The sequence below is a fragment of the Flagellimonas profundi genome (assembly GCF_017313275.1).
In the GTDB taxonomy this organism is placed as follows: Bacteria; Bacteroidota; Bacteroidia; order Flavobacteriales; family Flavobacteriaceae; genus Flagellimonas; species Flagellimonas profundi.
Map to the genome: position 1 here is coordinate 1,217,773 of NZ_JAFLNM010000001.1, position 24,141 is coordinate 1,241,913.

A 24,141-nucleotide genomic window follows, 5' to 3' on the forward strand; every position below is an offset into this window, starting at 1 on the left:
TGGTTTTTGGATTATCCGATTGGCTTCATTGCGGTCATCGATGCACGTAATCTGGCACCAACAACTTCCACATCGTGCTCACGGATAGCCTTGTTCACTGCGATCAATCTTACATTGTCCACCCCGGTATCCTTACCTTCACCAAAGTGCTTGCCAATGATCTCCGTATCCACTTTCTTCATAAAATCGGTCAAAAGTGGCTTACAAGCATGATCGAACAAGTAACAGCCGTACTCTGCCGTATCAGAGATTACACGGTTCATTTCGAACAATTTCTTTCTTGCAATGGTGTTTGCGATCAAGGGCGTCTCGTGCAACGATTCGTAGTAAGCGGACTCACCGATAATCCCGGATTCGGTCATGGTCTCATAGGCCAATTCCACACCGGATTTTACAAAAGCGACCATCAAAACACCATTGTCGTAATATTCTTGCTCAGCGATTTCCATATCTCCGGCCGGTGTTTTTTCAAAAGCAGTTTCCCCTGTGGCAGCTCTCCAGTCCAACAGGTTTTTATCGCCATTGGCCCAGTCCTCCATCATGGTTTTGGAGAAATGTCCGCTCATAATATCGTCCATATGCTTTTGGAACAATGGACGCATGATTTCTTTCAACTCTTCTGCCAAATCAAAAGCCTTGATCTTGGCTGGATTGGACAAACGGTCCATCATATTGGTGATCCCTCCTTGTTTCAAACCTTCCGTAATAGTTTCCCAACCATACTGAATCAATTTGGAGGCATATGCTTCATCAACTCCTTTTTCGACCATTTTGTTGAAGGAAAGAATAGATCCTGTTTGCAATAAACCGCAAAGAATGGTCTGCTCTCCCATCAAATCTGACTTTACTTCCGCCACAAATGATGACTCAAGGACTCCGGCCTTGTCACCACCGGTTCCTGCAGCATATGCTTTGGCTTGCTCCAAACCTTTTCCTTCTGGATCATTTTCTGGGTGAACGGCAATCAAGGTTGGTACGCCAAATCCTCTTTTGTACTCTTCACGCACTTCGGAACCTGGACTTTTTGGTGCTACCATGATCACGGTAAGGTCCTCACGCACCTGCATTCCTTCTTCCACAATATTGAAACCATGGGAGTACGATAGGGTGGCCCCTTTTTTCATCAAAGGCATTACTGTGCTTACCACATTGGTGTGTTGTTTATCCGGTGTAAGGTTGATGACCAAGTCAGCATCCGGAATCAATTCCTCATAAGTACCCACTACGAAGTTGTTCTCTTTTGCATTTTTAAAGGATTGTCTTTCTTCCTTTATAGCTGCTGGACGAAGGGCATACGAAATGTCCAATCCAGAGTCACGCATGTTCAACCCTTGGTTTAACCCTTGGGCACCACACCCAACAATTACAATTTTCTTTCCTTTTAGTGCGGTAACACCATCAGCGAACTCGCTGGAATCCATAAATCTACATTTTCCCAACTGTGTCAGTTGTTCGCGAAGTGATAGTGTGTTAAAGTAATTTGCCATTTTTAATATTTGATTTTACGCTATTTAGTTTTCTTGAAATTCCTGTAATATTTCACTTATGGGCATTGCTGCCTTGGTCACCGTTATCCTGCCCGAACGTACAAACTGCATAATACCGTAAGGTTCCAATGCATCGTGCATTTCGTCGATTTCGTGCCTACGCCCCGTTTTGGCCAATGCAAAAAACTCACGGTTCACGGTAACGATCTGTGCATTGCTTTCTTTGATAATGTTTTGTATCTGGCGTTCATCGAACAACAAATGTGAAGCAATTTTAAACAAGGCAGATTCTTGATAAATGGTTTCATCGTCGGTATGATAATATGCCTTGATGACCTCTATTTGTTTTTCTATCTGACCTACGATTTTTCGTGTCCAATCCTCGGTAGTAAAAACCACAATCGTGAATTTCGAAACACCCTCAATCTCTGATTTTGAAACATTTAAACTCTCAATATTGATATGTCGCTTTAAGAATATCCCTGATATTCTATTGAGCAACCCCACATGATTTTCGGAATACACCGAGATGGTATACCATTGTTTTTCCATAGTGTTTTATACGCTTGTGCCCTGATAAAGCAAAAGCGTATTTTGCTCTATCGGGGTTAATGTGTTTTTATTTTAATCTGATATCTGAAACGGATGCTCCTGATGGTATCATAGGGAATACGTTGTCCTCTTTTTCCACTTTCACTTCCAAAAAGTAGGGGTCTTTGGATGCCATCATTTCTTTTACTGCGTCCTGAAGGTCTCCTCTTTCCGTAACTCTTCTTGATTTGATATGATATCCTTCCGCGATTTTTACAAAATCCGGGTTGGTCATTACCGTGGATGCATAACGTCTGTCAAAGAAAAGTTCTTGCCATTGGCGTACCATTCCCAGGTGATCGTTGTTCAATACCACGATTTTTACAGGTACATTGTGTTGAAAAATAACACCGAGCTCCTGAATGGTCATTTGATACCCACCGTCTCCAATAATAGCGACCACTTCGCGGTCCATGGCACCCATTTTGGCACCAATGGCGGCTGGAAGCCCAAATCCCATAGTTCCCAGGCCTCCTGAGGTTATATTGCTCTTGGATTGCTTGAACTTGGCATAGCGACATGCGATCATTTGGTGTTGCCCTACATCGGAAACAATCACGGCTTTTTGTCCCGAGGCCACATTGATCTGTTCGATCACCTCTCCCATGGTCAAGCCCTCCTTAGTAGGATAAATATCTTTGTTGATCAACGTATCGTATTCAATTTGGTACATTTTGTCGAACTCGGCCTTCCATTCCTTATGCTCCTTCTTATCGAGCATTGGCAGGATCTGTTCCAATGTTTCCTTGGCATTGCCCAAAACAGCAACATCGACTTTTACGTTTTTATTGACTTCTGCAGGGTCTATCTCAAAATGAATGATCTTAGCCTGTTTAGCATAAGTGTTCAAATCACCTGTTACACGATCATCAAAACGCATTCCTATGGCAATGAGCACATCGCATTCGTTCGTTAACATATTGGGGCCATAATTCCCATGCATGCCCACCATACCCACATTTAACGGATGGTCGGTATCCATGGCAGAAAGGCCAAGAATGGTCCATGCTGCAGGGATTCCAGCTTTTTCCACCAAAGCTTTGAGTTCGGCCTCGGCTTCGCCCAAAATCACCCCTTGACCAAATACGATAAAAGGCTTTTTAGCGCTATTGATGAGCTCTGCTGCCTTTTCAAGACTGCTTGGTTGCGGTTTAGGAACGGGTTTGTAGCTTCGTACAGCGGTACACTTTTCATATACAAAGTCAAGTTCATCAAACTGCGCGTTCTTGGTAATATCCACCAATACGGGCCCTGGTCTTCCTGACCGGGCAATGTAAAATGCCTTCGCCATGATTTCCGGAATCTCTTCGACTTTGGTAATCTGGTAGTTCCATTTGGTCACTGGTGTGGAAATACCTACAATATCCGTTTCCTGAAAGGCGTCCGAGCCCAAAAGACTTCTCGTCACCTGCCCGGTAATGCATACCATTGGCGTGGAATCTATCTGTGCATCGGCAATTCCCGTGACCAAATTGGTGGCACCAGGCCCAGATGTTGCCATGGCAACCCCTACTCTACCCGTGACCCTGGCGTAGCCCTGAGCGGCATGTGTAGCGCCTTGCTCGTGACGCGTCAGAATATGGGTCAGTTTGTCTTGAAACTTATATAATTCGTCATAAACGGGCATAATGGCACCGCCTGGGTAGCCATATATCAAATCCACGCCTTCGGCGAGCAAACAATGGATAATCGCCTCTGCACCAGTAATTCTGATCGCTTTTTGACTTTTACTATCTTTTTTTTCTGCTTTTAATGTCTCCATAAGCCTGTATTTAGGGAGATACCCCTATCATAATAATTAAAACAAATCGGTTACACAGCCTTTTGCTGCGGATGATACCGTTTTGGCATATTTGTACAAGCTTCCCGATTTAACTTTAAGTTCGGGTTGCTTCCATTCTTTTCTTCGTTGTTCGAACTCCTCGTCCGATATGTTAATATTAATGGTGTTCTTGACGGCGTCAATGGTAATTTCATCACCATCTTTCACAAGGGCAATTCCACCACCCACCTGTGCTTCGGGGGAAACATGGCCCACTACGAATCCATGGGAACCACCAGAGAACCTTCCATCCGTGATCAAGGCTACGTCTTTTCCAAGGCCTGCTCCCATAATGGCGGAAGTGGGTTTCAACATTTCGGGCATTCCCGGTGCTCCTTTTGGGCCTTCGTAACGGATAACCACCACATCGCCCTTTTGGACCTTGCCTGTATGGATGCCTTCGTTAACAGCTGTTTCACTATCAAAAACACGGGCAGTCCCTGTAAATTCGAGACCTTCCTTACCTGTGATTTTTGCAACGGCACCTTCAGAAGCAAGGTTTCCATATAATATACGAATATGACCTGTATCTTTAATGGGTTGGTCCTTCTTTCTGATAATGTCCTGACCTTCGGCCAAATCCGGGGCATCCAACAGGTTTTCTGCCAAGGTTTTTCCTGTAACGGTCATACAATCACCGTGAAGCATACCTTCCTTCAACATATATTTCAAAACGGCAGGGACTCCTCCAACTTTATGAAGGTCCTCCATCAAATACTTTCCACTTGGCTTTAAATCGGCCAACAAAGGAGTGGATTCACTAATTCTTGTGATATCCTCCAATGTAAAGTCCACCTCGGCGGCGTGTGCTATGGCCATAAAGTGAAGTACGGCATTGGTTGACCCACCAAGCACGGTCACCAACCTAAATGCGTTTTCCAAGGACTTTTTGGTCACGATGTCCCTTGGCTTGATATCCTCTTTCAGTAAATGGTACAAGGCAGCGCCCGACGCTTCACAATCTGCTTGTTTTTTATCGTTCACTGCAGGAATTGAAGAATTGAACGGCATGGACATGCCCATGGCTTCAATGGCGGATGCCATGGTATTGGCGGTGTACATCCCTCCACAGGCTCCTGCTCCTGGACAGGCCTTGTGGATGACTTCTTTATATTCTTTCTCATCAATAGCTCCGGCCACTTTTTGTCCGTAAGCTTCAAAAGCTGAGATAATATCGAGTTTTTTGTTGTTGTGGCATCCTGGCGCAATGGTTCCACCATAAACCAAAATGGAAGGTCTGTTCAATCGTAATTGGGCCATTAGGGCACCCGGCATATTTTTATCGCAGCCCACTACCGTTACCAAACCATCGTAACTCATCGCATGGATTACGGTTTCAATGGAATCCGCAATAATATCCCTTGACGGCAAAGAATATCGCATCCCCGGGGTTCCGTTGGAAATTCCGTCACTCACCCCAATGGTATTGAAGATAAGCCCCACCAAATTGGAGGACTCCACTCCCTTTTTTACCTCGAGGGCCAAATCATTTAGGTGCATGTTGCAGGGGTTGCCCTCGTAACCGGTGCTCGCTATTCCTATTAAAGGTTTTTGTAGATCTTCGTCTGTTAGTCCAATCGCATGCAACATGGCCTGAGCGGCTGGCAGCGTTGGATCTTGAGTTACTTTCTTACTAAACTTGTTCAATTCCATTGTCAAATTTCATTCAAATACAGTATTCTTCTGAATATATACCGCAATTCAAAGATAAATGTTTAAAAAGCCCTAGATTTTTAACAGTTGTTGGCTGTTTAAATCCACTGGAAACATAATAAACATAAATTACTGTATTTCAGGTTTTTAGATTGATTAAAATTCCAACATTCAATTAATTTTATTGTAATGAAAAAGGCCCGTATCGTATGGGATACAGGCCTTTTTCAGTCAATAGAAAGTCCGTATCATCCCATTTTTGGGATAATAGTTACTTCGATAATGACTTGTTGATTTACTTTCATACATCAATGGTACGAAAAAATATTATGAATTTAGGGTTGACAACTAAGGTATATTTCTCAGACCAGTTTAAATTTCAGCTCATCCCCGTACTTTTTCTGGGCCAGTACCGAAATGGATTCCTCGCTTAGTTGAAGTATTCTTGGGTAGCCACCAGTGGTTTGGCCATCCTTCATTAAAATGATCATTCGACCTGCAGGGGTGAGTTGGATAGTTCCTGGTAATGTTCCCGATGTCAACATGGAATGGGAATGTCCTGTAATCAACTCGGAAAGTTGGTAGGCCATTCGGTTATTTTCCTTGGAAACGGTGTAGGGCCTTGCAAATATTTCCGTGAGCTGAGCGTCGGACAACATTGAAAACTCAGGCCCTTTATATACTTTTAAAGTGGTATTTTCAAAATGCTCTTCAATTTTTACTTCGGTAATTTTAGGGGTGTAATCCGTTGTCTCTTCATAAGGCACCTCATCCCCATCTTTAAGTCGCGCCGCTTGGGTTACGGGATAAAACTGCGAACGGCTATCGAGTACCTTTTTGGATTGAAAACCACCTTTAACAGCTAAATATCCCCTAAAACCTTTCTCAAGACGGCCATAGGAGAGAATATCCCCCTTACCAATCTTGATCACGGTGTAATTATCCACGGGTTCATTGTTCAGTGTAGCAACGATATGTGCTCCTGACAGACTAATATAGGTATCAGTATCAAATTGAAGCGTAGGACCTGTCATGGTAATTTCCAGTACCGCATCGTTCTCATCATTTTCCAACAAAAGATTGGCCTTTTTCACCGATTCCACATCCATGGCACCGGCAATGGGCACGCCAATGTCCCGATGGCCGAACCTTCCAAGGTCCTGGATACTCAAATAAAGGCCAGCTTTCAACACCTTAAGCATTCAGTACAACTTTTTCGGGTTCGTAAATACCTACTTCGCCTTCAATTTTATGAAGTTCATACTCGGCTTTGGAAATACTTTCAAACTGTATCTTGTCCCCGACTTTCACAAAACAAGGATCCTCTTTATCGGGATCGAACAAATCAACTGGGCAATTGCCGATTATGTTCCAACCACCTGGTGAATCCTGCGGATATATGCCCGTTTGCTTACTGGCCAAACCCACTGAACCTTTCTGGACTTTCAACCTTGGTTCGGCTCTACGGGGAATCTCCAAAGAAGGTGGGAGTCCGCCCAAATACATAAAGCCAGGTAAAAAACCGATGCCGTACACCACATATTGATGCGATGTATGCTGTTTAATAAGTTCTTCGACCGATAGACCCAATGTTTTGGCAGTCTCTTCGATATCCATACCAAATTCAAGATCGTAACACACAGGCAATGTCCATAAATGTTGTACGCGTTCCGTTTTGGATTTAGCCTGCTTTTCTTGGCATTCCAGAATCATGTTTTTGGTCTCCTCAAAATCAATATGGTCTTTGTTATAGACCATCGTCAAGGAATTATAGGCCACGGACATTTCCCAACCCGGAATTTCCAGCTCCTTGAAAGCGTCCATAAAATCGAGGATGTCCGCCAAAATGGATTCACTCACTTTTTCTGGCCATTCTACTAAAACAGCTCGTTCTCCAAATGGTTTGATACTGATGGGGTAACTTTTCACTTTTGTATTTCTACCTGATTCTTGGGTAATTCTTTAGAAAGATACGTTAATATTTTTAAGGCAGAAACCGTATCGCCATGTATACAAAGCGTATCTGCTTGAATTTTGCACGATTCGCCATTCAAAGCTAAAACCTCTTTGTTTTTAATGATCGGTATTATGTGTTTTAAAACGGCTTCGGGGGCTTCGATGAGTGCGTTATCTTCTTTTCTGGAAACAAGGGACAGGTCGGAATTGTAATTTCTGTCCGCAAAGGCCTCGAACCAAATTTTAAATCCGCACTCTTCTGCTATTCTTGCGATCACTGAATTAAAAGGCACATAGAGCATGGCCCTTTCTTTATAATCTTTGATGGCGTCCAGATACACTTTTGCCAGATTTTCGTCCTTTGCCGTTTTGTTGTACAGTGCCCCATGAGCCTTTATGTGGTGCAATGGGATTCCTTCCTGCTCCAAGACCTCGTCAAAATCCGATAATTGCCGCTTAATACTTTGTATTAAATCTTGGTTTGAAATATCCATCACTTCCCTGCCAAAATTGGCTTTATCGGGGTATGAAGGGTGCGAACCTACTTTAATGTTATGCTGCTTAGCAAGTGAAGCTACCTTCAACATGGTTTTCTTATCGCCTGCATGTCCGCCACAAGCAATATTGCATGAGCTTATAAAAGGGAAAATGTCGGCCTCATTGCCAACCCCTTCGCCAACATCACAATTAATATCTATCTTGAACTTATGCATCAAAACAATCCAATTACCTTAAATATACTTTTTGCACCGAGGAATATCGCAAAAGCCACAATGGCCACCCCAAATGCATTCTGAACCAAAGTGTTCTTATTTTCGCCCATTACCGATTTCTTGTTCACCACCCATAATAACAACAAAGCCATCACCGGAAGCAATATACCATTGGCCACTTGTGCAAATTGAATCACCTCGATAGGTTTTATATCAAAAGAAAGAAAAACCACGCCGCATAAAAGAACAATGGTCCATACTATTTTAAATTTTCTATTCTGCATGCCACCTTCCCAGCCAAAACAACTACTAGCCACGTAAGCTGCGGCCAAGGGAGCGGTAATGGCCGATGTAATGCCCGCTGCCAAAAGCCCTATGGCCATAAAAAGGAACGCTATGCTGCCAAACAAGGGCTCCAATGCTTTGGCCATATCCAAAGCATTGTTTATTTCCGAAATAGGTGCGGCAGAAGCAGTGATCAATATGGCCATGGAAACCAATCCTCCCAATCCAATGGAAATAAGGGTATCCCAATTCACCGCTTTTAAATCACTTTTGGAATTCCATTTTTCCTTTACCAATGAAGCGTGTAAAAAAAGATTATAGGGCACCACGGTTGTCCCCACCAGAGCAATCACGGTAAGCAATCCGTTTTCGGGCAATCTGGGAATAAACATTCCTTTTAAAATTTCCGTAATGGAAGGTTGTGTGATAATGGCGCAAAGAACAAAACTGACACCCATGATACCGACCAGACCAACGAATATTTTTTCCAATACCTTATAGCTACTGAACCACAACAACATGAATATTATACTTCCAATAATTGCGGGCAAAAAAGGTCTTAACCCGGGTTGCGGCAACAATTGTTCAAGCCCCAGCGTAGCACCTCCAATATTACCAGCTTCGTAAGCAGCGTTACCGACCAAAATAGCACCTAAAACTATGGCAATTACAAGATTTCTGACCCATGGGGTCTTAAGTTCGGTGCGCACCACATCCACAAGCCCACTTTGTGTGATAAGCCCAATTCTCCCGGCCATGCCCTGCAATACCATAGTTGCGATAATGGAAACCAACAAAGCCCAAATTAAGGCATAATCGAAACGCACACCTGCCAAGGTACACATGGTTATGGTTCCGGGTCCTACGAAAGCTGCTGCGACAAGAACACCAGGTCCTATTTTTTTAAACATGGATTCTTTGGTTTTGGTGCGCTTAAATTAAAAGGATAAATGGACAAATCATGCATTTCATCCGAAAAAGTGTATTTCGTCTAAAAGTGAAATGCAGTACGTCGAATTTTTATACGATTTCAAAAATCTCAAAGTTATAATAGTCCCAAATCATACTTAGACTTAAACCTGACAAAACTTATGACATGTAAGGATTGCGGCAAAGACATTGACCCTCAACAGTTTAAGGACTCAAAAGAGTCTTTAGGTGTAGCGCTTTGCGAACGACACACACGCCTGATTAAAAAGGTAATCCTGGACAACAATACCCCAATTGATGCCATTCACTTATTTTATGCACTGAAAGATGCTGGAGTCTACCCGATGCTGGAATGGTGGGATGGTAAAAAATCCGTGGATATTGCAATTTCTAGAGTTAAGCTCAATATCGAGATTGACGAAAATTACAATATGATCACCCATGAGCAGGCCATAAACGATCTCGAAGATGCCATGCACTCCTTCAAAAACGGGTTTACGACCATTAGAATACCACACTTGGCCATTAAATATTACCTGGATGAGACCGTGGAAAATATTTTGGGAATCATCTCTGGGCTAAAAGCAAATATCAAGGCCATTTAGTTCCAGAACTGTGCGATGTTTTCTTTTTTGGTCTGTTTGTATTCCAAAATATTGATAACGACAATTTCTTCGCCAATATTCTCCAAATCGTTGATATGGTTTTTACCACTATTTTCAAAATATTCGGTATCGCCCTGATTGAGCTTTACCATATCGATTTTTCCATTTCCATACCGGGTGATCACCAGTCCACCCGTGGTGCATATCCACCCATAATTGGTATTGTGCCTCCTAAAAGAAAGTCGTTCTCCAGGAAAAAGACGAAGGTCCCAGAGCTTCATAGCTTCATTTTCAAAAACCAATCGGTTGCTCAACGACTCTTTAATTTCATGATGTAGCAACTCATCAATCCTCTCCTGCTCCCAAGGGTCAAAATTGCCTACTGGGTTCAACTCCACAAACTGCATGTTCTCCAAATTTTCTAAAACCGTGCAAAATTACGTCTTAAACCACTTGATTACAGCTCATTAAATAATATTTAACGTTATCGATGAACTTGTTGTCATTAAAGTCGCTTTTATTGAGAAATTATTCAAGAACAATGAATTAAATTATTTTTTTCTGATTGATTACCTACCAATTTTTATCTAATTTGGGGCAATCAACCAAACCAACCATGAAAAAAATTCTCATTGCCGTTCTAGGCCTATTCGTAATTGTTGCTGCAGTATTGATTTTCAACACCTTGTCCCTTAGCTCAAAACAAGTCGAGCCTGAAGCTTTGGAAGCTATGAGTTTTCCTGATAATGCGTTCGAAAACCTCTCGAAAGCTGTGCAGTACAAAACTATTTCCTTTAGTGAAGACGCCATACCTGATTCCACTGCCTTTAATGGGTTTCATCAATTTTTGGAAGAATCTTTCCCGCTGATTCATCAAAACCTGACATTGGAAAAAATTAATGATTATAGTCTGCTCTATACTTGGAAAGGGAGTGATGCATCCAAAAAACCAATTATTCTGCTTTCCCATCAAGATGTGGTACCAGTGGATCAGCCCACCCTAGATGATTGGGAAGCGGGACCATTTGAGGGGGCAATTACCGATAGTCATATTATTGGACGCGGAACAATGGACGACAAAAGTTCCCTAATGGCACTTATGGAATCTGTGGAAGTGTTACTGGAAGAGTCATTTACTCCAAAACAAACCATCTATCTTGCCTTTGGACATGATGAAGAACTGGGCGGGGAACATGGAGCCAAAGCAATAGCTGCCCATTTGGAAAAAAAAGATGTGCATGCTGCCATGACTTTGGACGAAGGTGGATTCCTTGCGCAACATATGGTTCCGGATTTTGACAAAACCGTAGCGATGGTGAACTTGGCAGAAAAGGGTTATGCATCCTTTAACCTTGTTGTTGAAACCTCCGGAGGACATAGCTCTGCTCCTCCTGAGGATAATACCCTTGGCATGTTGGCACAGGCAATCGTGGATCTGGAAGGCAATCAACTTCCTTATAAGTTGGTAAAACCCATTGATTATCAATTTGAATATATGGGTGCTGAAATGCCTTTTTTAAAAAAAATGGCATTTGCCAATCCGTGGTTGTTCAAAGGACCCGTGCTCAAAGCGTTAAATGCGCATACCACCACGGCCCCCACGATAATTGAGGGCGGTGTAAAGGACAATGTTATTCCTACTGTCGGAAAAGCAACCATCAATTTCAGGATTTTGCCCGGTGAGACCATTGCATCGGTCAAGGAACATATTATTGAAGTTGTCGGGGATAAGGTCAAAGTGGAGCTGGCCGGTTTTGCCACTAATCCGTCCCCTGTGTCCGGTATAGATTCGGATGCCTTTAAAAATCTTGAAAAAACCATTCGTTCCGTTTTTCCGGAAGCTGTTGTGGTTCCGGGTTTGATAGGAGGTGGAACAGATGCTCGGTATTTTTATGGTGTTTCTGACGACGTATACCGATTCTACCCTATTCGATTAGGTCCCGATAGCATGACACGTTTCCATGGGATAGATGAAAAAATCGGCAAGGACAATTACAAGGAAATGATAATTTTCACCTATAATTTGATCAAAAGATTTAATTAAAGTTAACCCAACCAACCTTCCCGATCCAAACTTCGGTATTGTATGGCTTCGGAAATGTGATTTTGTTCGACTTGTTCGGATTGTTCCAAATCGGCAATGGTTCTGGCTACTTTTAAAATTCTATCGTAGGCCCTGGCTGAAAGGTTTAATCGTTGCATTGCATCTTTTAATAGATTTTTGGAAGACGCGTTCAACTCACAAAACTTACGTATTTGTTTTGTTCCCATTTGGGCGTTGTAATGTATGCCTTCCATTCCTTCAAATCTTCGGGTTTGGATTTCTCGTGCCACCTCTACCCTTTTCCTGATAACAATGCTGCCCTCTCCTTTCCGTTCATCCGATAGTTTATCAAAAGGAACAGGTGTAACCTCTATATGAATGTCTATCCTATCCAGCAAAGGACCCGATATTTTGCTTAAATAACGTTGCATTTCAGCAGGTGAAGAAGTTACAGGTGCATCGGGGTCGTTAAAATAGCCTCCAGGACTCGGGTTCATACTGGCTACCAGCATAAAACTGCTGGGATAGGTTACCGTAAACTGAGCCCGGGCTATGGTCACTTCCCTATCTTCCATTGGTTGTCGCATCACTTCCAATACCCTACGCTCGAATTCCGGGAGTTCATCCAGAAAAAGCACTCCGTTATGGGAAAGTGATATTTCACCAGGCTGAGGATAACTGCCCCCACCTACCAAAGCGGCGCTACTAATGGTATGATGGGGGTTTCTAAAAGGCCGCTGACTCATCAACCCATTATTTTTGACCTTACCAACGACACTATGTATTTTGGTGGTTTCCAAGGCCTCTTGAAGAGTCATCGGGGGTAAAATGGATGGCAGGCGCTTTGCCAACATTGTTTTACCCGCACCGGGCGGACCGATCAAAATAATATTATGCCCGCCTGCAGCGGCAATTTCCATGCATCGCTTTATACTTTCCTGCCCTTTTACATCAGCAAAATCAAACTCTGGAAACTGTAGGTGTTCGTAAAATTCCTGTCGAGTATCCACATAGGTTTGTTCCAACGGAACCTCTGCATCAAAAAAATCGATCACCTCTTTAATATTGTCGACTCCATAAACTTTTAAACCATCGACAATAGCAGCTTCACTGGCATTTAATTTTGGAAGAACAAATCCCTCAAAACCTTCTTCTTTTGCTTTTATGGCAATTGGAAGGGCACCTTTGATCGGTTGCAGGCTTCCATCCAAGGAAAGTTCTCCCATTATTAGGTATTTATCAATGTTATCTGAACGAATCTGGTTGGATGCGGCCAAAATACCAATGGCCAAGGTAAGATCATAAGCTGAACCTTCCTTTCTTAAATCGGCAGGCGCCATGTTTATGGTGATTTTTTTTCCTGGAATTCGATAATCATTATTTTGGAGAGCGGCCGCAATACGATAATTGCTCTCTTTAATCGCATTATCGGGCAATCCTACCAAATGATACCCAATACCTTTGTCTACATTCACCTCGACAACAATAGTGGTTGCCTCAATGCCAAATACAGCACTTCCGTAAACTTTAATGAGCATATGGAGTTTCTAATTGAATATGACTGAAAAAATAGCCAATCCAATCTCAAAAAGAATTTCATTTTGATGAATACCCCGATTTGAATTGATGAAAGTATCTTCTGGATTAACGGAATATTAAAACGGATTCCGCTTTCTCCTCTATTTCCTCTTTGTTCATCATCATTTTGCGGAACTCACCCTTGACATACATTTCGGCTTGATCATCGTAATGTTTACTTAAAGGGTTGCCCGACTGCCCTGTGGGTAATATACTAATGCTGTTTTCTATATCTGAAAAGTCGATGATTCTGCGAGTTGATGGACCAGAATTCACTTTGTAAAAACCGGTGCCGTCATAAGGAAAAGCAAGATTGTTGATCACCTCACGGGTGCCTTCTACCGGGAAAGGACCAACATTAAAGTATTTACGGAGTGATTCTACTTGACCAAAAGGATGTTGGTGCTCCAAAGTATGAACCTTATCCCAAGTCCACTGGCTAGTATCCTCGCCAAAATCTTTTACCAAGGACTCCCATGTTTGTTTAAAGGACATCAGCACAATATCTTCCCTGGTTTCCACTACATCGGGAGTATTTACATTATCCCACCATTTTCCGTTTTCCATGTTCGCTCCCCATGCAATTTGTCTTTTAAACAGGTGAGTGGACAAGAATTGCTTGAACATTTCTGGACCCATCTCATCCTCCATGGTGTTCTTGACTATATAATACAATGTTCTGTGATAAATAACCGGGCTGGTCGTATTTAGCGAATATTTACCGTTCCAATTCTTTAAGGAATCCAACAAAACCAGTTGTTCACTTGTAAAATGGGTTACGTCGAAAAGCTTTATCAATTCAGAAACCACCTCTGTATTGACTGGAGAAGTCACATCCAGTATCATTTTAGATATGGCCTCTTTGTCCCAATCATCCTTGGAATCCAGCAATGAAACTATTCGCTTTGCCCTATTTTCGGGCAAATAGTACCCCGGATACAACATTCCTGCTATGGAATCGGGTTGATTGTTTGCTGAATACACATAGTTCCACGGAGGGTTCTCCGCCATAGGGTTTTCCGAAAAATCGAGAAAACGTAATGGTTCCTCGTTCCCTGATGCCCCGTCCAGAATAAACTTAGTGGATAGACTATCGGGCATTTCATAAAGTTTGGCAGTGGCCCACCATGCCACATTCCCTTCGGCATCACCATACATTACATTAAGGCCGGGCGCATGAATATTGGGCAGTGCGCCTTTAAACTCTTCCATGTTGGTGGCATGGCTCAACCCATATAATGCGTGCATTATCATATTCTTGGGTTTGGTATACATCCAAGACATAGCTACAGGGCGTTCGCCAGAAATTTGATCCGCAATATTGTTTAAAACCGGACCATGATGCGTTTTCTTATACGTAAACGTAACATCATCGCCATCTTTTACTTTGATGGTTTTGTTTACAAATTCATAATTCCCCCAACCATCAACAGTTTTGTATTGTGTACTGTCAGATGGATTGGTTTCCTCATAATAAAAATCAATATCATCGTTCTCGAACATGGTAAGGCCATAGGCCAAGTTCCTATCATGCCCCAATAAAGGGAAAGGTACTCCTGCGAGATGATAACCATATTTTTCGTAGGTAGGTGTGCTCACATGGGCTTCGTACCAAACCGATGGTTGAGCAAATCCAATATGGGGATCGTTGGCTAAAATCACCTTGCCATTTTTGGTTTTCTGTGGTGCAACTACCCAACTGTTGCTGCCTTCAAATTGGGGAACGGGGAGTTTGTCCAGAGCAGCGGTAACACTTGCCGTAATATTGGCTCCCAAAGTATCCGTATCCACTCCCTTGTAGTTTTTGATCCACACTGTGGAAGTATCTGAACTTATAGCCAAACCACTTAAATATTCTTCACCCAATTTATTGTGAAGACTGGTCAATAAAGGATCGGTCTTGTGGGCCATGGCAAAACTAAAGGCCATATAACCCACTGCATTGTAGACATCTTCAATAGTAAATGGCTCCTTTTCAATCCCTGTCAAATAAAATTCGACAGGTGTAGGTCCATTCTTTATAAACTCATTGACACCTTGCAGGTAGGCTTGGGAAAGCAGTATGGCTTCACTTTGATCGTCAAGGCTGGAAATGGTTTCCTTTGTATGATCGTCTATTCCCAGCGAAAGGAAAAACTTGTCGGTCTTCACCATGTCTTTGCCAAAAACTTCGGAAAGTCTTCCTTTTGCAACCCTTCGCAACAGCTCCATTTGCCACAGCCTATCCTGCGCATGAACATAGCCCAATGCCTTTACTGCATCGATTTCATTTTCAGCATAAATGTGGGGAATCCCATAGGGGTCAAAATAAGTGGTTACTTCTTCGGAAATGCCTGGCAGGGATTTTTTGCCGCCATAATCGGGTTTTAGGCTATTGATAAATATAGCAATGCCAATAGCAACAAGTAAAATAAATCCTGCAAGAACAAGGAGAATCTTTTTGTACTTTTTCACAGATGGGGTCAAGTTAATTAGTCCATCCTAAGGTATAACTATTTTTTCGGATGACTGAAAAAATATCTTGACAAATGTCAATTATTTGTTCATGGAAAGATGGTGTTTTTCCAAGCCGGATTTCAACCACTCCTCATAGGTTTCAACGTCAACGTATTGCACAGCCTCATTAAGAATTTCCAACTGTGGGGACAATAGAACATAATAGGGCTGTGATGCAGCGTTGAAATTGATTGTTTGGAACGTTCCCCATTTCTGACCAATGGTCTCTATGGATTTTATCCGGCCAGAATCATATTTAAAATCGAACTGTTCGGATTCGGGAAGTTCTTTTCTATCATCCACATAAAGGGAAATCAACACATAATCCTCTTTGAGGATGGGGTATACCTTTGCATCGCTCCATACGTTCTCTTCCATTTTTCTACAATTCACACAGGCCCAACCCGTAAAATCGAGCAGAATGGGCTTGTTCACTTCTTGTGCATGTGCCACCCCTTCTTCAAAATCCTTATAACAATCCAATCCTAACGGACAATCACTTTCTGTTTCCACAACACTATAAAAACTTGGTGGTGGAAAACCGCTCAACAGCTTTAAATTACTGATGTTGAATAGCCCAAGAATCAAATACAGGGTGAAGGCAAAGCTCAACAATCCCGTTATTTTTCTTGCTGGAGAAAGATTTTTTCGAGGTCCATCATGCGGAAATCTAAAGATTCCAAAAAGGTAAAGCGTCATTAAAATAAAGAGCACTACCCAAATCCCCACAAAGATTTCACGTTTAAAAATGCCCCAGTTCCCCACTAAATCGGCATTGGATAGGAACTTGAATGCAAGAGCAAGCTCCAAAAAGCCGAGCACTACTTTTACGGTGGTCATCCAACCGCCAGATTTTGGCAAGGAATTCAACCAAGCCGGAAACATGGCGAATAAGGCAAATGGCAAGGCCAAAGCCAAACCAAAACCAACCATTCCCGAAGTTAAATTGGTAGCCACATTACCCTCTGCCAATGTGGTACTTCCCAAAAGTCCTCCCAAAATAGGTCCCGTACAGGAAAAAGACACAATGGCCAAGGTCAACGCCATAAAAAAGATACCGAGTCCTCCGCCTACTTTGGATGAGGCCGAATCCATCTTGTTTGCCCAAGAGCTGGGCAGCGTCAATTCGTAATATCCGAAAAACGAAAAGGCAAAGAATACAAAAATGACAAAAAAGAACACATTAAGCCAAATGTTCGTGGCAATGGTGTTCAATATTTGCGAATCCACCGAGTTGAACAAATGGAAAGGCAAACTCAACAAGAAATAAATCAAGACAATAAAGAAACCATAGAGTAAGGCATTACCGATACCCTTTGATTTATTTTGTGTTTGCTTCGTAAAAAATGAAACGGTCAAAGGGATCATCGGAAAAACACAGGGGGTCAATAAGGCAATCAATCCGCCTATAAAGCCCAGTCCGAAGATTACCCATAGATTGGATTTTCCTTCGGAATCCGTGACTCCACCTTGGTTGAGCAGTTGTTTGTTCTTTAAATCCACTTTGAGGGATTCTCCCAGTGCTACGCTTCGTTCATCCAAAGAAGCTTCCTCGGAAACAAACCCGCTTCCATCCAACGAAATTTGAAAATACTCATCAACGGGAAGACAAACCTCTTTACAAATTTGATAAAAGAGGTTCACTGAAATCTGGTTGACCGCAGGATCCAACAACTTAATTTTCTGGGTGAAAATGGCCTCTTCTTTAAAAAAGGTTTCCTCCACCTCAAAGATTTCACTGTACTCTTTTATGGTCTCGCTTTCCTCCGTTTTCCCAATGAGTTCGTAATCCACACCAGCTTGTTCATAGGTAAACTCACTTGGAAGCGAACCACCTTCGGCAGTGTATTGTGAGTAGATATGCCAACCGTCCATAATTTTAGCCTTGAACACCAGTTCGTATTCGGTATCGGACAGTTTATGAACTTCGTGACTCCAAACTGCAGGGTTCTCATCCGTTTGGGCGAATATGGTTGTATTGACAAAAAATAATCCTAAAAAGAGTATTAAAAATCTCATTGAACTAATGTAATCTTTATAATTCCTTCGGTTGAATCCTCAACCCTAAATCGTTCGTCGGCTCTTTTGCCCACTACCCAGACAATATCATCTCCTGAGCAGAGCAGCCATTGTTTTTCTTTGGAAACAAGATTCATTTTTTCATCCTTGAAAAACTTGGACAACTTTTTCTTCCCTTGCATTCCAAAGGGGTAAAAATAGTCGCCTTTTTCCCATTTCCTTAACGCTAAAGGAAAGTTTAACTTTTCCTTATCCAAAAATACGACATTTTTACCCTGTTTTTCGACGGTTTCAATCTCTTCCAGTTTTAAACTAACGGGCAATTCGGAAGTGTCCACATTCAAATAGACAGTATAAGTCTCATTGACCCTATTTTTTATTTCAGATAGTATAAGATGGTCTCTGTCCTTGAGCAATTGATGCGTTTTGGAAAACACCTGTTTGCCGCTCATGGCCGTCAACAGGTTTTTTACGTCATTCCATTCGGTAAAACCATAATCCTTGAACAATCCGTACAAATAGGATTCCAAGGGGTACAGTTTTTGCAGTTCGGCAATCGGTATATGGGTGACATCTTCACCTTCTAAAAACAATTCGGACTTCAATTCATGTAAATGCTGGTTGACCATGCCATTGGTTTGTTGCAGATGATGCTGTGTATGGAGGAAATTTTGCAGAAAGGTCGGGTGCAACTCCTTTAAATTAGGCACAATATTGTGACGAATCTTGTTGCGAAGGTATTTGGTGCTGACATTACTGCTATCCTCGCGCCAATGGTGGTTTTCTGATTGGGCATACCCCAAAATCTCGCCCCGGGAAAAAGGCAACAAGGGTCGGACTACTTTTTTGTTCACTTCAGGAATTCCAGATAATCCTTCGATGCCAGTACCACGGGACAAATTGATCAGGAACGTTTCCAAGCTATCATCAGCATGGTGGGCCGTTAACACATAATCGAAGCCTTTGTTCCGTAAAAGTTCATCAAACCATTGATAGCGCAGTTCCCTGGCTGCCATCTGTACGGACAAACGCTTTTTTTCGGCATATTGCTCGGTATCAAAACGCTTCACAAAGACTTCCAACTTTAATTTTGAGGCCAACTCTCGTACAAATGTCTCGTCCCCATCACTTTCCTCGCCGCGGAGATTAAAATTGCAATGGGCCAAGGCCACATCCATTCCCTCTGCAACACATAAATGGGTCAACACAACACTATCAACCCCTCCACTACAGGCCAATAGAAGCCTTTGTCCTTTAAGGAAGGGCATCGCATTGGTTATATGCTGTTTGAACTTTGGGAACATGTTGCGAATTTACGAATAAACCTTAGCCTTCTTCCAAAACGGTTCGCATAGCTTTGGCCTTAAGCAAACATTCCGCATATTCCTTTTCTGGATTGGATTTTGAGGTAATGGCACTCCCCACGGAAAAGGATACATATTTTTTAGCGGCATTGTACAAAATACTTCTAATGACTACATTGAAATCAAAGTCGCCATTTGGAGCAAAATAACCGACAGCCCCACTGTAGAGGCCCCGTTTAGTCTCTTCTTGTTCTTCAATGATTTTCATTGCGGAGATTTTTGGAGCGCCCGTCATACTCCCCATCGGAAAGGTTTCCTTGATCAATTCCAATGGATTTTTATCCAGCGAAACTTTTGAAACTATGGTAGAGATCAACTGATGCACTTGCTTAAAGGTGTATGGTTCACAAAGTTCTTCGACCTCAACAGAGCCCCGTAATGCACTTTTAGATAAATCGTTACGGACCAGATCCGTTATCATAATGTTTTCAGAACGTTCCTTTTGATCTTGGGATAGTTCTTTTTTGATTTTTTCATCTTCCAACTCATCATTCCCCCTTCGCGCTGTACCTTTTATGGGCTGGGAAATCACTTTCTCACCCATTTTTTTAAGGTACCTTTCGGGTGATGCACATATCAAATAGTTGTCCTCCAGCCTTCCGAAAGCCGCAAAGGGCGGTTCGGATATACCGTTAAGTTTACGATAAGTTTCCCAAGGGTCAATGTCAACTTCATCTGCATAGAACTCTTGGCAAAAATTGGCCTCGTAAATGTCTCCCCTGCGAATGTGTTCCAAAAAACGGTTGGCTTTTTCAAAATAAGCATCTTTATGAATGCGCATTTTTATGTTGATGGAGGTCTCCTTTTTGTTTGATGGTTCAAGTGGCTTACTCTTGATTATTTCATTATGGTCAACTTCAATTTCATCGGCAAAAGTTTCCAAATACTTAAAATGAAGTTGTCCGTCCGCTACAATGATAAGTTTGTTCGGGCAAAAAAACTGTATCGTCGGAAAGGCCAAAGAATCCAAGTTATCGGAAGACAAATTCTCCAGTTCATTTTTAAAATCATATGAAAAGTATCCGAAAAGCCATTCGTTTTCTTCTTTTAAAAAAGTGTGGAGTTCATCAGCCACCTTGAATATTTTAGGAGCGCCAACCGCAAGACAGGCTTCAAAACTCGAGTAGTTATCAACGTGCGAATTACTATCCAACCAAACCGCATGCCGATGATTTCGTGACCATTCAAAAACAGCCTTTTTACTTTGTGCAAGGGAATCAATCTTAAAGGAACGTTGTGTTCGCAATACCTATTTATTTTAAGGAATTCAAGAATATGTCCAATGCCTTTTGGTGTTGCGATTTCATGTCCTCGTCCAGAATACCGGCTTCCCCGAAATTTTCATTGAATGATTTTAGGGAAAAAGTGGACACTACTTCACCTCCAAATTTGGGAATCATACCTTCCACAACAACCAAAGATCTGACTCCTCCAAAACGACCCGGCGAAGCGGACATCAACATGACCTTCGTGTTAAGAAGAAAATTACGGTCCATACGCGAAAGCCAATCCAATATATTTTTAAAATAGGCCGAAGGGTTTCCATTGTGCTCATTTACGGATAGTACCATGGCATCCGAATTTTCCAATTTCTGCTTTAATTCCACCAAAGAACCGGAAAATCCTTGTTCAGCTTCATGATCCTCGCTGTATATGGGAAAATCATATTCAGCCATGTTGAGGGTCTGAATATCATGATCTTGTACCAAAGAAACAGTGTGTTCTACCAATTTAAAATTGATAGAAGTGGAAGAATTACTACCAGCAAATGCCAAAATTTCAGCCATACCCTAAAATGATTGATTGTTTCGCTAAAATACCTCAATAAAAACATAGGTGCGACTATTTTGCATATTTTTGGCGCGACAAACATCCAAACGGCCTGCAAAACAAGTATATAGGGTGAACGTGAACCAGATGACAGCCAAAAGCAATAGGTTATTTTTTATCGATGCCATGAGGGCATGGGCCATTTTGATGATGCTCCAAGGCCACTTCATCGATGGATTGTTGGACCCTGTTTTTAGGGATTCCAGCAATACCATTTATAATATTTGGCTTTATTTTCGGGGAATTACAGCTCCTGTCTTTTTTACGGTTTCTGGGTTTATCTTCACCTATTTGTTGATCCGGGTACCCCAGACCGGAATCGAAAATCCGAGAGTTTCCAAAGGAATTCGTCGAGGGTTGCAACTTTTGGCCATTGGCTATTTGCTTCGGTTGAATTTTGGCGGGCTGTTAAAGGGCCAGATCTACAGTGGTTTCTATCTTATTGATGTACTCCACTGCATTGGGCTGTCCATTTTAGGGCTTATTGGCATATATGTGCTCACCGCTAAAAAGAAAAAGTATGTATTCCCTACTGTGTTGGTAATTGTCACAATGGTGCTTTTCTTGTTCGAAAGAGTTTATAAGGACTGGTCCTTTGCCTTTTTGCCCGACTTTTTGGCCAATTACTTTACCAAGGCCAATGGTTCGGTGTTCACCATTGTCCCATGGTTTGGTTATGCCACCATAGGTGCTTTTATCTCCGTGCTTTTTACCCGATTCAAAAATTACAAATATTTGTACCCTGCTGCTATTTCCACAGCATTGGTTATCGGTTATTTGCTGATTTATCAATCCTCTGCGGCTTTTGCGGTTTGGTATGATTGGACAGGTTTTGAATTCCTTAAATTGATTTTGTCCAACAACTACTTATTCATACGATTGGGGAATGTTTTTGTGGTATTTGCCGTATTTATGGTACTTCGTCAACTTATGACTAACAAAACCGTTTTGAAAATCGGGGCGAGCACGCTTTCCATCTACGTGATTCACTTTATTATCCTTTATGGCAGTTTTACCGGATTGGGCTTGTATCGCTTCTTCAATCGTTCACTATCACCGGAAATTGTGATCCCAGGCGCCTTTGCTTTTATGGTCGCCTGTACGTTTTTGGCCTTGCAGTACAATAAATACGAAGCGAACATCAAATCACAAATCTCATGGGGCATTTTGTTTACCAAGTCCCAGCTCATTGAACTGAAGGAGATTTCTGTTCCCGTACTTCGTGAAAGTATTATTCGTATCTGGCTTTTTCTCCGTCGTCTATTACGTACTGTTAGGAGCTAAAAAAAGCATCCAACCCTAAGATTGAATGCTTTAAATATTCTTGACTTTTCTTCTCTAACTAAACATGCAGCGCCCTGTCATCGGTTGCAGCCAAAGCAGCTTCTTTAACTGCTTCCGCAAAAGTCGGGTGAGCGTGGCTCATGCGGGAAATATCCTCTGCGGATGCCCTAAACTCCATAGCCGTGACACCTTCTGCGATTAAATCGGCACAACGCGCCCCGATCATATGGACACCCAATACCTCATCAGTGTTCTTATCGGCAAGAATTTTCACAAAACCATCAATATCCATACTGGCTCGAGCTCTGCCCAAAGCACGCATGGGGAACTGACCTGATTTGTATTCCACGCCTTCCTCCTTCAATTGCTCTTCCGTTTTACCCACAGCGGCTACTTCTGGCCAAGTATAAACCACCCCGGGAATCAAATTATAATCGATATGCGGTTTTTGTCCCGCCAATATTTCTGCAACCATGGTTCCCTCTTCTTCAGCTTTGTGTGCCAGCATGGCTCCTTTTACCACATCGCCAATAGCGTAAATGTTGGAAACATTGGTCTGTAGGTGTTCGTTTACCTCTACCCTGCCCCTGTCATCCAATTTCACTCCCGCGGCTTCGGCGTTCAATCCATCGGTATAGGGCTTACGGCCAACGCTGACCAAACAATAGTCGCCTTTTATGGTCACTTCCTTGTCCTTTTTGTCATCTGCCTTTACGATTACCTCGTCACCTTTGCGCTCCACGGATTTTACTTTGTGGGAAAGATTGAACTTCACCTTTTGCTTTTTCATCACTTTGGTGAGTTCCTTGGACAGTGCACCGTCCATCCCCGGAATAATGCGGTCCATGTACTCCACCACAGTTACATCGGCACCCAAACGTTTGTATACTTGTCCGAGCTCCAGTCCAATGACCCCACCACCAATCACGATCAGGTGTTTTGGAACTTCTTTCAATTTCAACGCCTCGGTAGACGTGATCACTCGTTCTTTATCAATTTCAATAAACGGTAGGGACGAAGGTTTTGAACCTGTAGCTATAATTATGTTTTTGGCCTCAATGGTCTCCTCCCCATCTTCTTTTGCAATATTGATGTGCGTGGCATCTTTGAAGCTTCCCACTCCGTGGTATACATCGATTTTGTTTTTGTTCATCAAAAACTCGATGCCCTTGGTGGTCTGGTCCACTACACCTTGTTTACGGGCAATCATTTGCTCCAAGTTCACTTTTACTTCACCTGGAATATCGATACCGTGCTCCTCAAAGTGCTTTACCGCATCTTCGTAATGGTGTGATGAGTCCAAAAGCGCCTTGGATGGAATGCAACCTACATTAAGACAGGTTCCACCAAGGGTGGCATACTTTTCTATAATTGCCGTTTTCATTCCCAATTGGGCACATCGAATGGCCGCCACATAGCCTCCTGGTCCAGAGCCGATGATGGCTACATCATATTGATTCATATTGTATGGTTTGTAAGGATAA

19 protein-coding genes are annotated in these 24,141 nt (G+C 42.4%); 3 read left to right on the forward strand and 16 right to left on the reverse strand.

Annotated features, from left to right (window positions below; translation table 11 throughout):
- Positions 1-11: 11 nt before the first annotated feature.
- From ilvC to J0654_RS05670, 8 genes are all read right to left on the reverse strand, one after another.
- Positions 12-1,487, reverse strand: coding sequence for a ketol-acid reductoisomerase (gene ilvC, locus J0654_RS05635; RefSeq protein ID WP_207026677.1), 1,476 nt, complete (start codon positions 1,485-1,487; stop codon positions 12-14).
- A gap of 24 nt (positions 1,488-1,511) precedes the next feature.
- Positions 1,512-2,039: an acetolactate synthase small subunit gene (ilvN, locus tag J0654_RS05640; RefSeq protein ID WP_207026678.1), complete on the reverse strand. Its 528-nt coding sequence runs from the start codon at positions 2,037-2,039 to the stop codon at positions 1,512-1,514.
- A gap of 67 nt (positions 2,040-2,106) precedes the next feature.
- Positions 2,107-3,840 (reverse strand): biosynthetic-type acetolactate synthase large subunit, encoded by a 1,734-nt coding sequence (gene ilvB, locus J0654_RS05645; RefSeq protein WP_207026679.1) that lies wholly within the window; start codon positions 3,838-3,840, stop codon positions 2,107-2,109.
- Between the two features lie 36 nt (positions 3,841-3,876).
- Positions 3,877-5,553, reverse strand: a complete 1,677-nt coding sequence (ilvD, locus tag J0654_RS05650; protein ID WP_207026680.1) for a dihydroxy-acid dehydratase — start codon at positions 5,551-5,553, stop codon at positions 3,877-3,879.
- Positions 5,554-5,915: 362 nt separating this feature from the next.
- Complete coding sequence (locus J0654_RS05655; RefSeq protein ID WP_207026681.1) at positions 5,916-6,755, reverse strand: 5-oxoprolinase subunit C family protein; 840 nt, start codon at positions 6,753-6,755, stop codon at positions 5,916-5,918.
- Positions 6,748-7,482: a 5-oxoprolinase subunit PxpB gene (gene pxpB / locus J0654_RS05660; protein ID WP_207026682.1), complete on the reverse strand. Its 735-nt coding sequence runs from the start codon at positions 7,480-7,482 to the stop codon at positions 6,748-6,750. Before pxpB ends, J0654_RS05655 begins: the two co-directional genes overlap by 8 nt.
- On the reverse strand, positions 7,479-8,222 hold the full coding sequence (gene pxpA, locus J0654_RS05665) for a 5-oxoprolinase subunit PxpA (RefSeq protein WP_207026683.1): 744 nt from the start codon (positions 8,220-8,222) through the stop codon (positions 7,479-7,481). Before pxpA ends, pxpB begins: the two co-directional genes overlap by 4 nt.
- The gene (locus J0654_RS05670) at positions 8,222-9,418 is read right to left on the reverse strand and encodes an Nramp family divalent metal transporter (protein WP_207026684.1); all 1,197 of its coding nucleotides are present in this window, start codon (positions 9,416-9,418) and stop codon (positions 8,222-8,224) included. Before J0654_RS05670 ends, pxpA begins: the two co-directional genes overlap by 1 nt.
- A 180-nt stretch (positions 9,419-9,598) precedes the next feature.
- On the opposite strand from J0654_RS05670, the gene J0654_RS05675 reads away from it, so the two are divergent.
- On the forward strand, positions 9,599-10,042 hold the full coding sequence (locus tag J0654_RS05675; protein WP_207026685.1) for a hypothetical protein: 444 nt from the start codon (positions 9,599-9,601) through the stop codon (positions 10,040-10,042).
- On the opposite strand, the gene J0654_RS05680 is transcribed toward J0654_RS05675, so the two are convergent.
- On the reverse strand, positions 10,039-10,449 hold the full coding sequence (locus tag J0654_RS05680; RefSeq protein ID WP_207026686.1) for a hypothetical protein: 411 nt from the start codon (positions 10,447-10,449) through the stop codon (positions 10,039-10,041). The two genes, J0654_RS05675 and J0654_RS05680, sit on opposite strands and share 4 nt — an antisense overlap.
- 209 nt (positions 10,450-10,658) lie before the next feature.
- On the opposite strand from J0654_RS05680, the gene J0654_RS05685 reads away from it, so the two are divergent.
- A complete protein-coding gene (locus J0654_RS05685; RefSeq protein WP_207026687.1) occupies positions 10,659-12,086 on the forward strand; it encodes a M20 family peptidase in 1,428 nt (475 codons plus the stop codon).
- 2 nt (positions 12,087-12,088) lie between these two features.
- On the opposite strand, the gene J0654_RS05690 is transcribed toward J0654_RS05685, so the two are convergent.
- The 6 genes from J0654_RS05690 to J0654_RS05715 form a co-directional block, all read right to left on the reverse strand.
- Positions 12,089-13,624, reverse strand: a complete 1,536-nt coding sequence (locus tag J0654_RS05690; protein WP_207026688.1) for a YifB family Mg chelatase-like AAA ATPase — start codon at positions 13,622-13,624, stop codon at positions 12,089-12,091.
- A 106-nt stretch (positions 13,625-13,730) separates the two neighbouring features.
- The gene (locus J0654_RS05695) at positions 13,731-16,118 is read right to left on the reverse strand and encodes a penicillin acylase family protein (RefSeq protein ID WP_207026689.1); all 2,388 of its coding nucleotides are present in this window, start codon (positions 16,116-16,118) and stop codon (positions 13,731-13,733) included.
- 81 nt (positions 16,119-16,199) lie between these two features.
- Positions 16,200-18,179: a protein-disulfide reductase DsbD family protein gene (locus J0654_RS05700; RefSeq protein WP_207026690.1), complete on the reverse strand. Its 1,980-nt coding sequence runs from the start codon at positions 18,177-18,179 to the stop codon at positions 16,200-16,202.
- Complete coding sequence (gene tilS, locus J0654_RS05705; RefSeq protein ID WP_207026691.1) at positions 18,176-19,483, reverse strand: tRNA lysidine(34) synthetase TilS; 1,308 nt, start codon at positions 19,481-19,483, stop codon at positions 18,176-18,178. Before tilS ends, J0654_RS05700 begins: the two co-directional genes overlap by 4 nt.
- A gap of 22 nt (positions 19,484-19,505) precedes the next feature.
- Complete coding sequence (locus J0654_RS05710) at positions 19,506-20,789, reverse strand: anthranilate synthase component I family protein (RefSeq protein WP_207026692.1); 1,284 nt, start codon at positions 20,787-20,789, stop codon at positions 19,506-19,508.
- A gap of 7 nt (positions 20,790-20,796) precedes the next feature.
- The gene (locus J0654_RS05715; RefSeq protein ID WP_207026693.1) at positions 20,797-21,330 is read right to left on the reverse strand and encodes an NADPH-dependent FMN reductase; all 534 of its coding nucleotides are present in this window, start codon (positions 21,328-21,330) and stop codon (positions 20,797-20,799) included.
- Positions 21,331-21,400: 70 nt separating this feature from the next.
- Here J0654_RS05715 and J0654_RS05720 point away from each other — a divergent pair, with 70 nt between their 5' ends.
- Positions 21,401-22,657 carry a heparan-alpha-glucosaminide N-acetyltransferase domain-containing protein gene (locus J0654_RS05720; protein WP_470299776.1) on the forward strand — a complete coding sequence of 419 codons (1,257 nt, stop codon included), beginning with the start codon at positions 21,401-21,403 and terminating at the stop codon, positions 22,655-22,657.
- Between the two features lie 58 nt (positions 22,658-22,715).
- On the opposite strand, the gene lpdA is transcribed toward J0654_RS05720, so the two are convergent.
- Positions 22,716-24,119 (reverse strand): dihydrolipoyl dehydrogenase, encoded by a 1,404-nt coding sequence (gene lpdA, locus J0654_RS05725; RefSeq protein WP_207026694.1) that lies wholly within the window; start codon positions 24,117-24,119, stop codon positions 22,716-22,718.
- Positions 24,120-24,141: the final 22 nt, after the last annotated feature.

What these genes read in the sequence shown, in the direction of transcription:
- lpdA (WP_207026694.1), bottom strand. Translation starts at nt 24,119, where the DNA reads ATGAATCAATATGATGTAGCCATCATCGGCTCTGGACCAGGAGGCTAT.
- J0654_RS05680 (WP_207026686.1), bottom strand. Translation starts at nt 10,449, where the DNA reads ATGCAGTTTGTGGAGTTGAACCCAGTAGGCAATTTTGACCCTTGGGAG.
- J0654_RS05685 (WP_207026687.1), top strand. Translation starts at nt 10,659, where the DNA reads ATGAAAAAAATTCTCATTGCCGTTCTAGGCCTATTCGTAATTGTTGCT.
- ilvD (WP_207026680.1), bottom strand. Translation starts at nt 5,553, where the DNA reads ATGGAATTGAACAAGTTTAGTAAGAAAGTAACTCAAGATCCAACGCTG.
- J0654_RS05690 (WP_207026688.1), bottom strand. Translation starts at nt 13,624, where the DNA reads ATGCTCATTAAAGTTTACGGAAGTGCTGTATTTGGCATTGAGGCAACC.
- ilvB (WP_207026679.1), bottom strand. Translation starts at nt 3,840, where the DNA reads ATGGAGACATTAAAAGCAGAAAAAAAAGATAGTAAAAGTCAAAAAGCG.
- ilvC (WP_207026677.1), bottom strand. Translation starts at nt 1,487, where the DNA reads ATGGCAAATTACTTTAACACACTATCACTTCGCGAACAACTGACACAG.
- tilS (WP_207026691.1), bottom strand. Translation starts at nt 19,483, where the DNA reads ATGTTCCCAAAGTTCAAACAGCATATAACCAATGCGATGCCCTTCCTT.
- ilvN (WP_207026678.1), bottom strand. Translation starts at nt 2,039, where the DNA reads ATGGAAAAACAATGGTATACCATCTCGGTGTATTCCGAAAATCATGTG.
- J0654_RS05700 (WP_207026690.1), bottom strand. Translation starts at nt 18,179, where the DNA reads ATGAGATTTTTAATACTCTTTTTAGGATTATTTTTTGTCAATACAACC.
- pxpA (WP_207026683.1), bottom strand. Translation starts at nt 8,222, where the DNA reads ATGCATAAGTTCAAGATAGATATTAATTGTGATGTTGGCGAAGGGGTT.
- J0654_RS05655 (WP_207026681.1), bottom strand. Translation starts at nt 6,755, where the DNA reads ATGCTTAAGGTGTTGAAAGCTGGCCTTTATTTGAGTATCCAGGACCTT.
- J0654_RS05675 (WP_207026685.1), top strand. Translation starts at nt 9,599, where the DNA reads ATGACATGTAAGGATTGCGGCAAAGACATTGACCCTCAACAGTTTAAG.
- J0654_RS05670 (WP_207026684.1), bottom strand. Translation starts at nt 9,418, where the DNA reads ATGTTTAAAAAAATAGGACCTGGTGTTCTTGTCGCAGCAGCTTTCGTA.
- J0654_RS05715 (WP_207026693.1), bottom strand. Translation starts at nt 21,330, where the DNA reads ATGGCTGAAATTTTGGCATTTGCTGGTAGTAATTCTTCCACTTCTATC.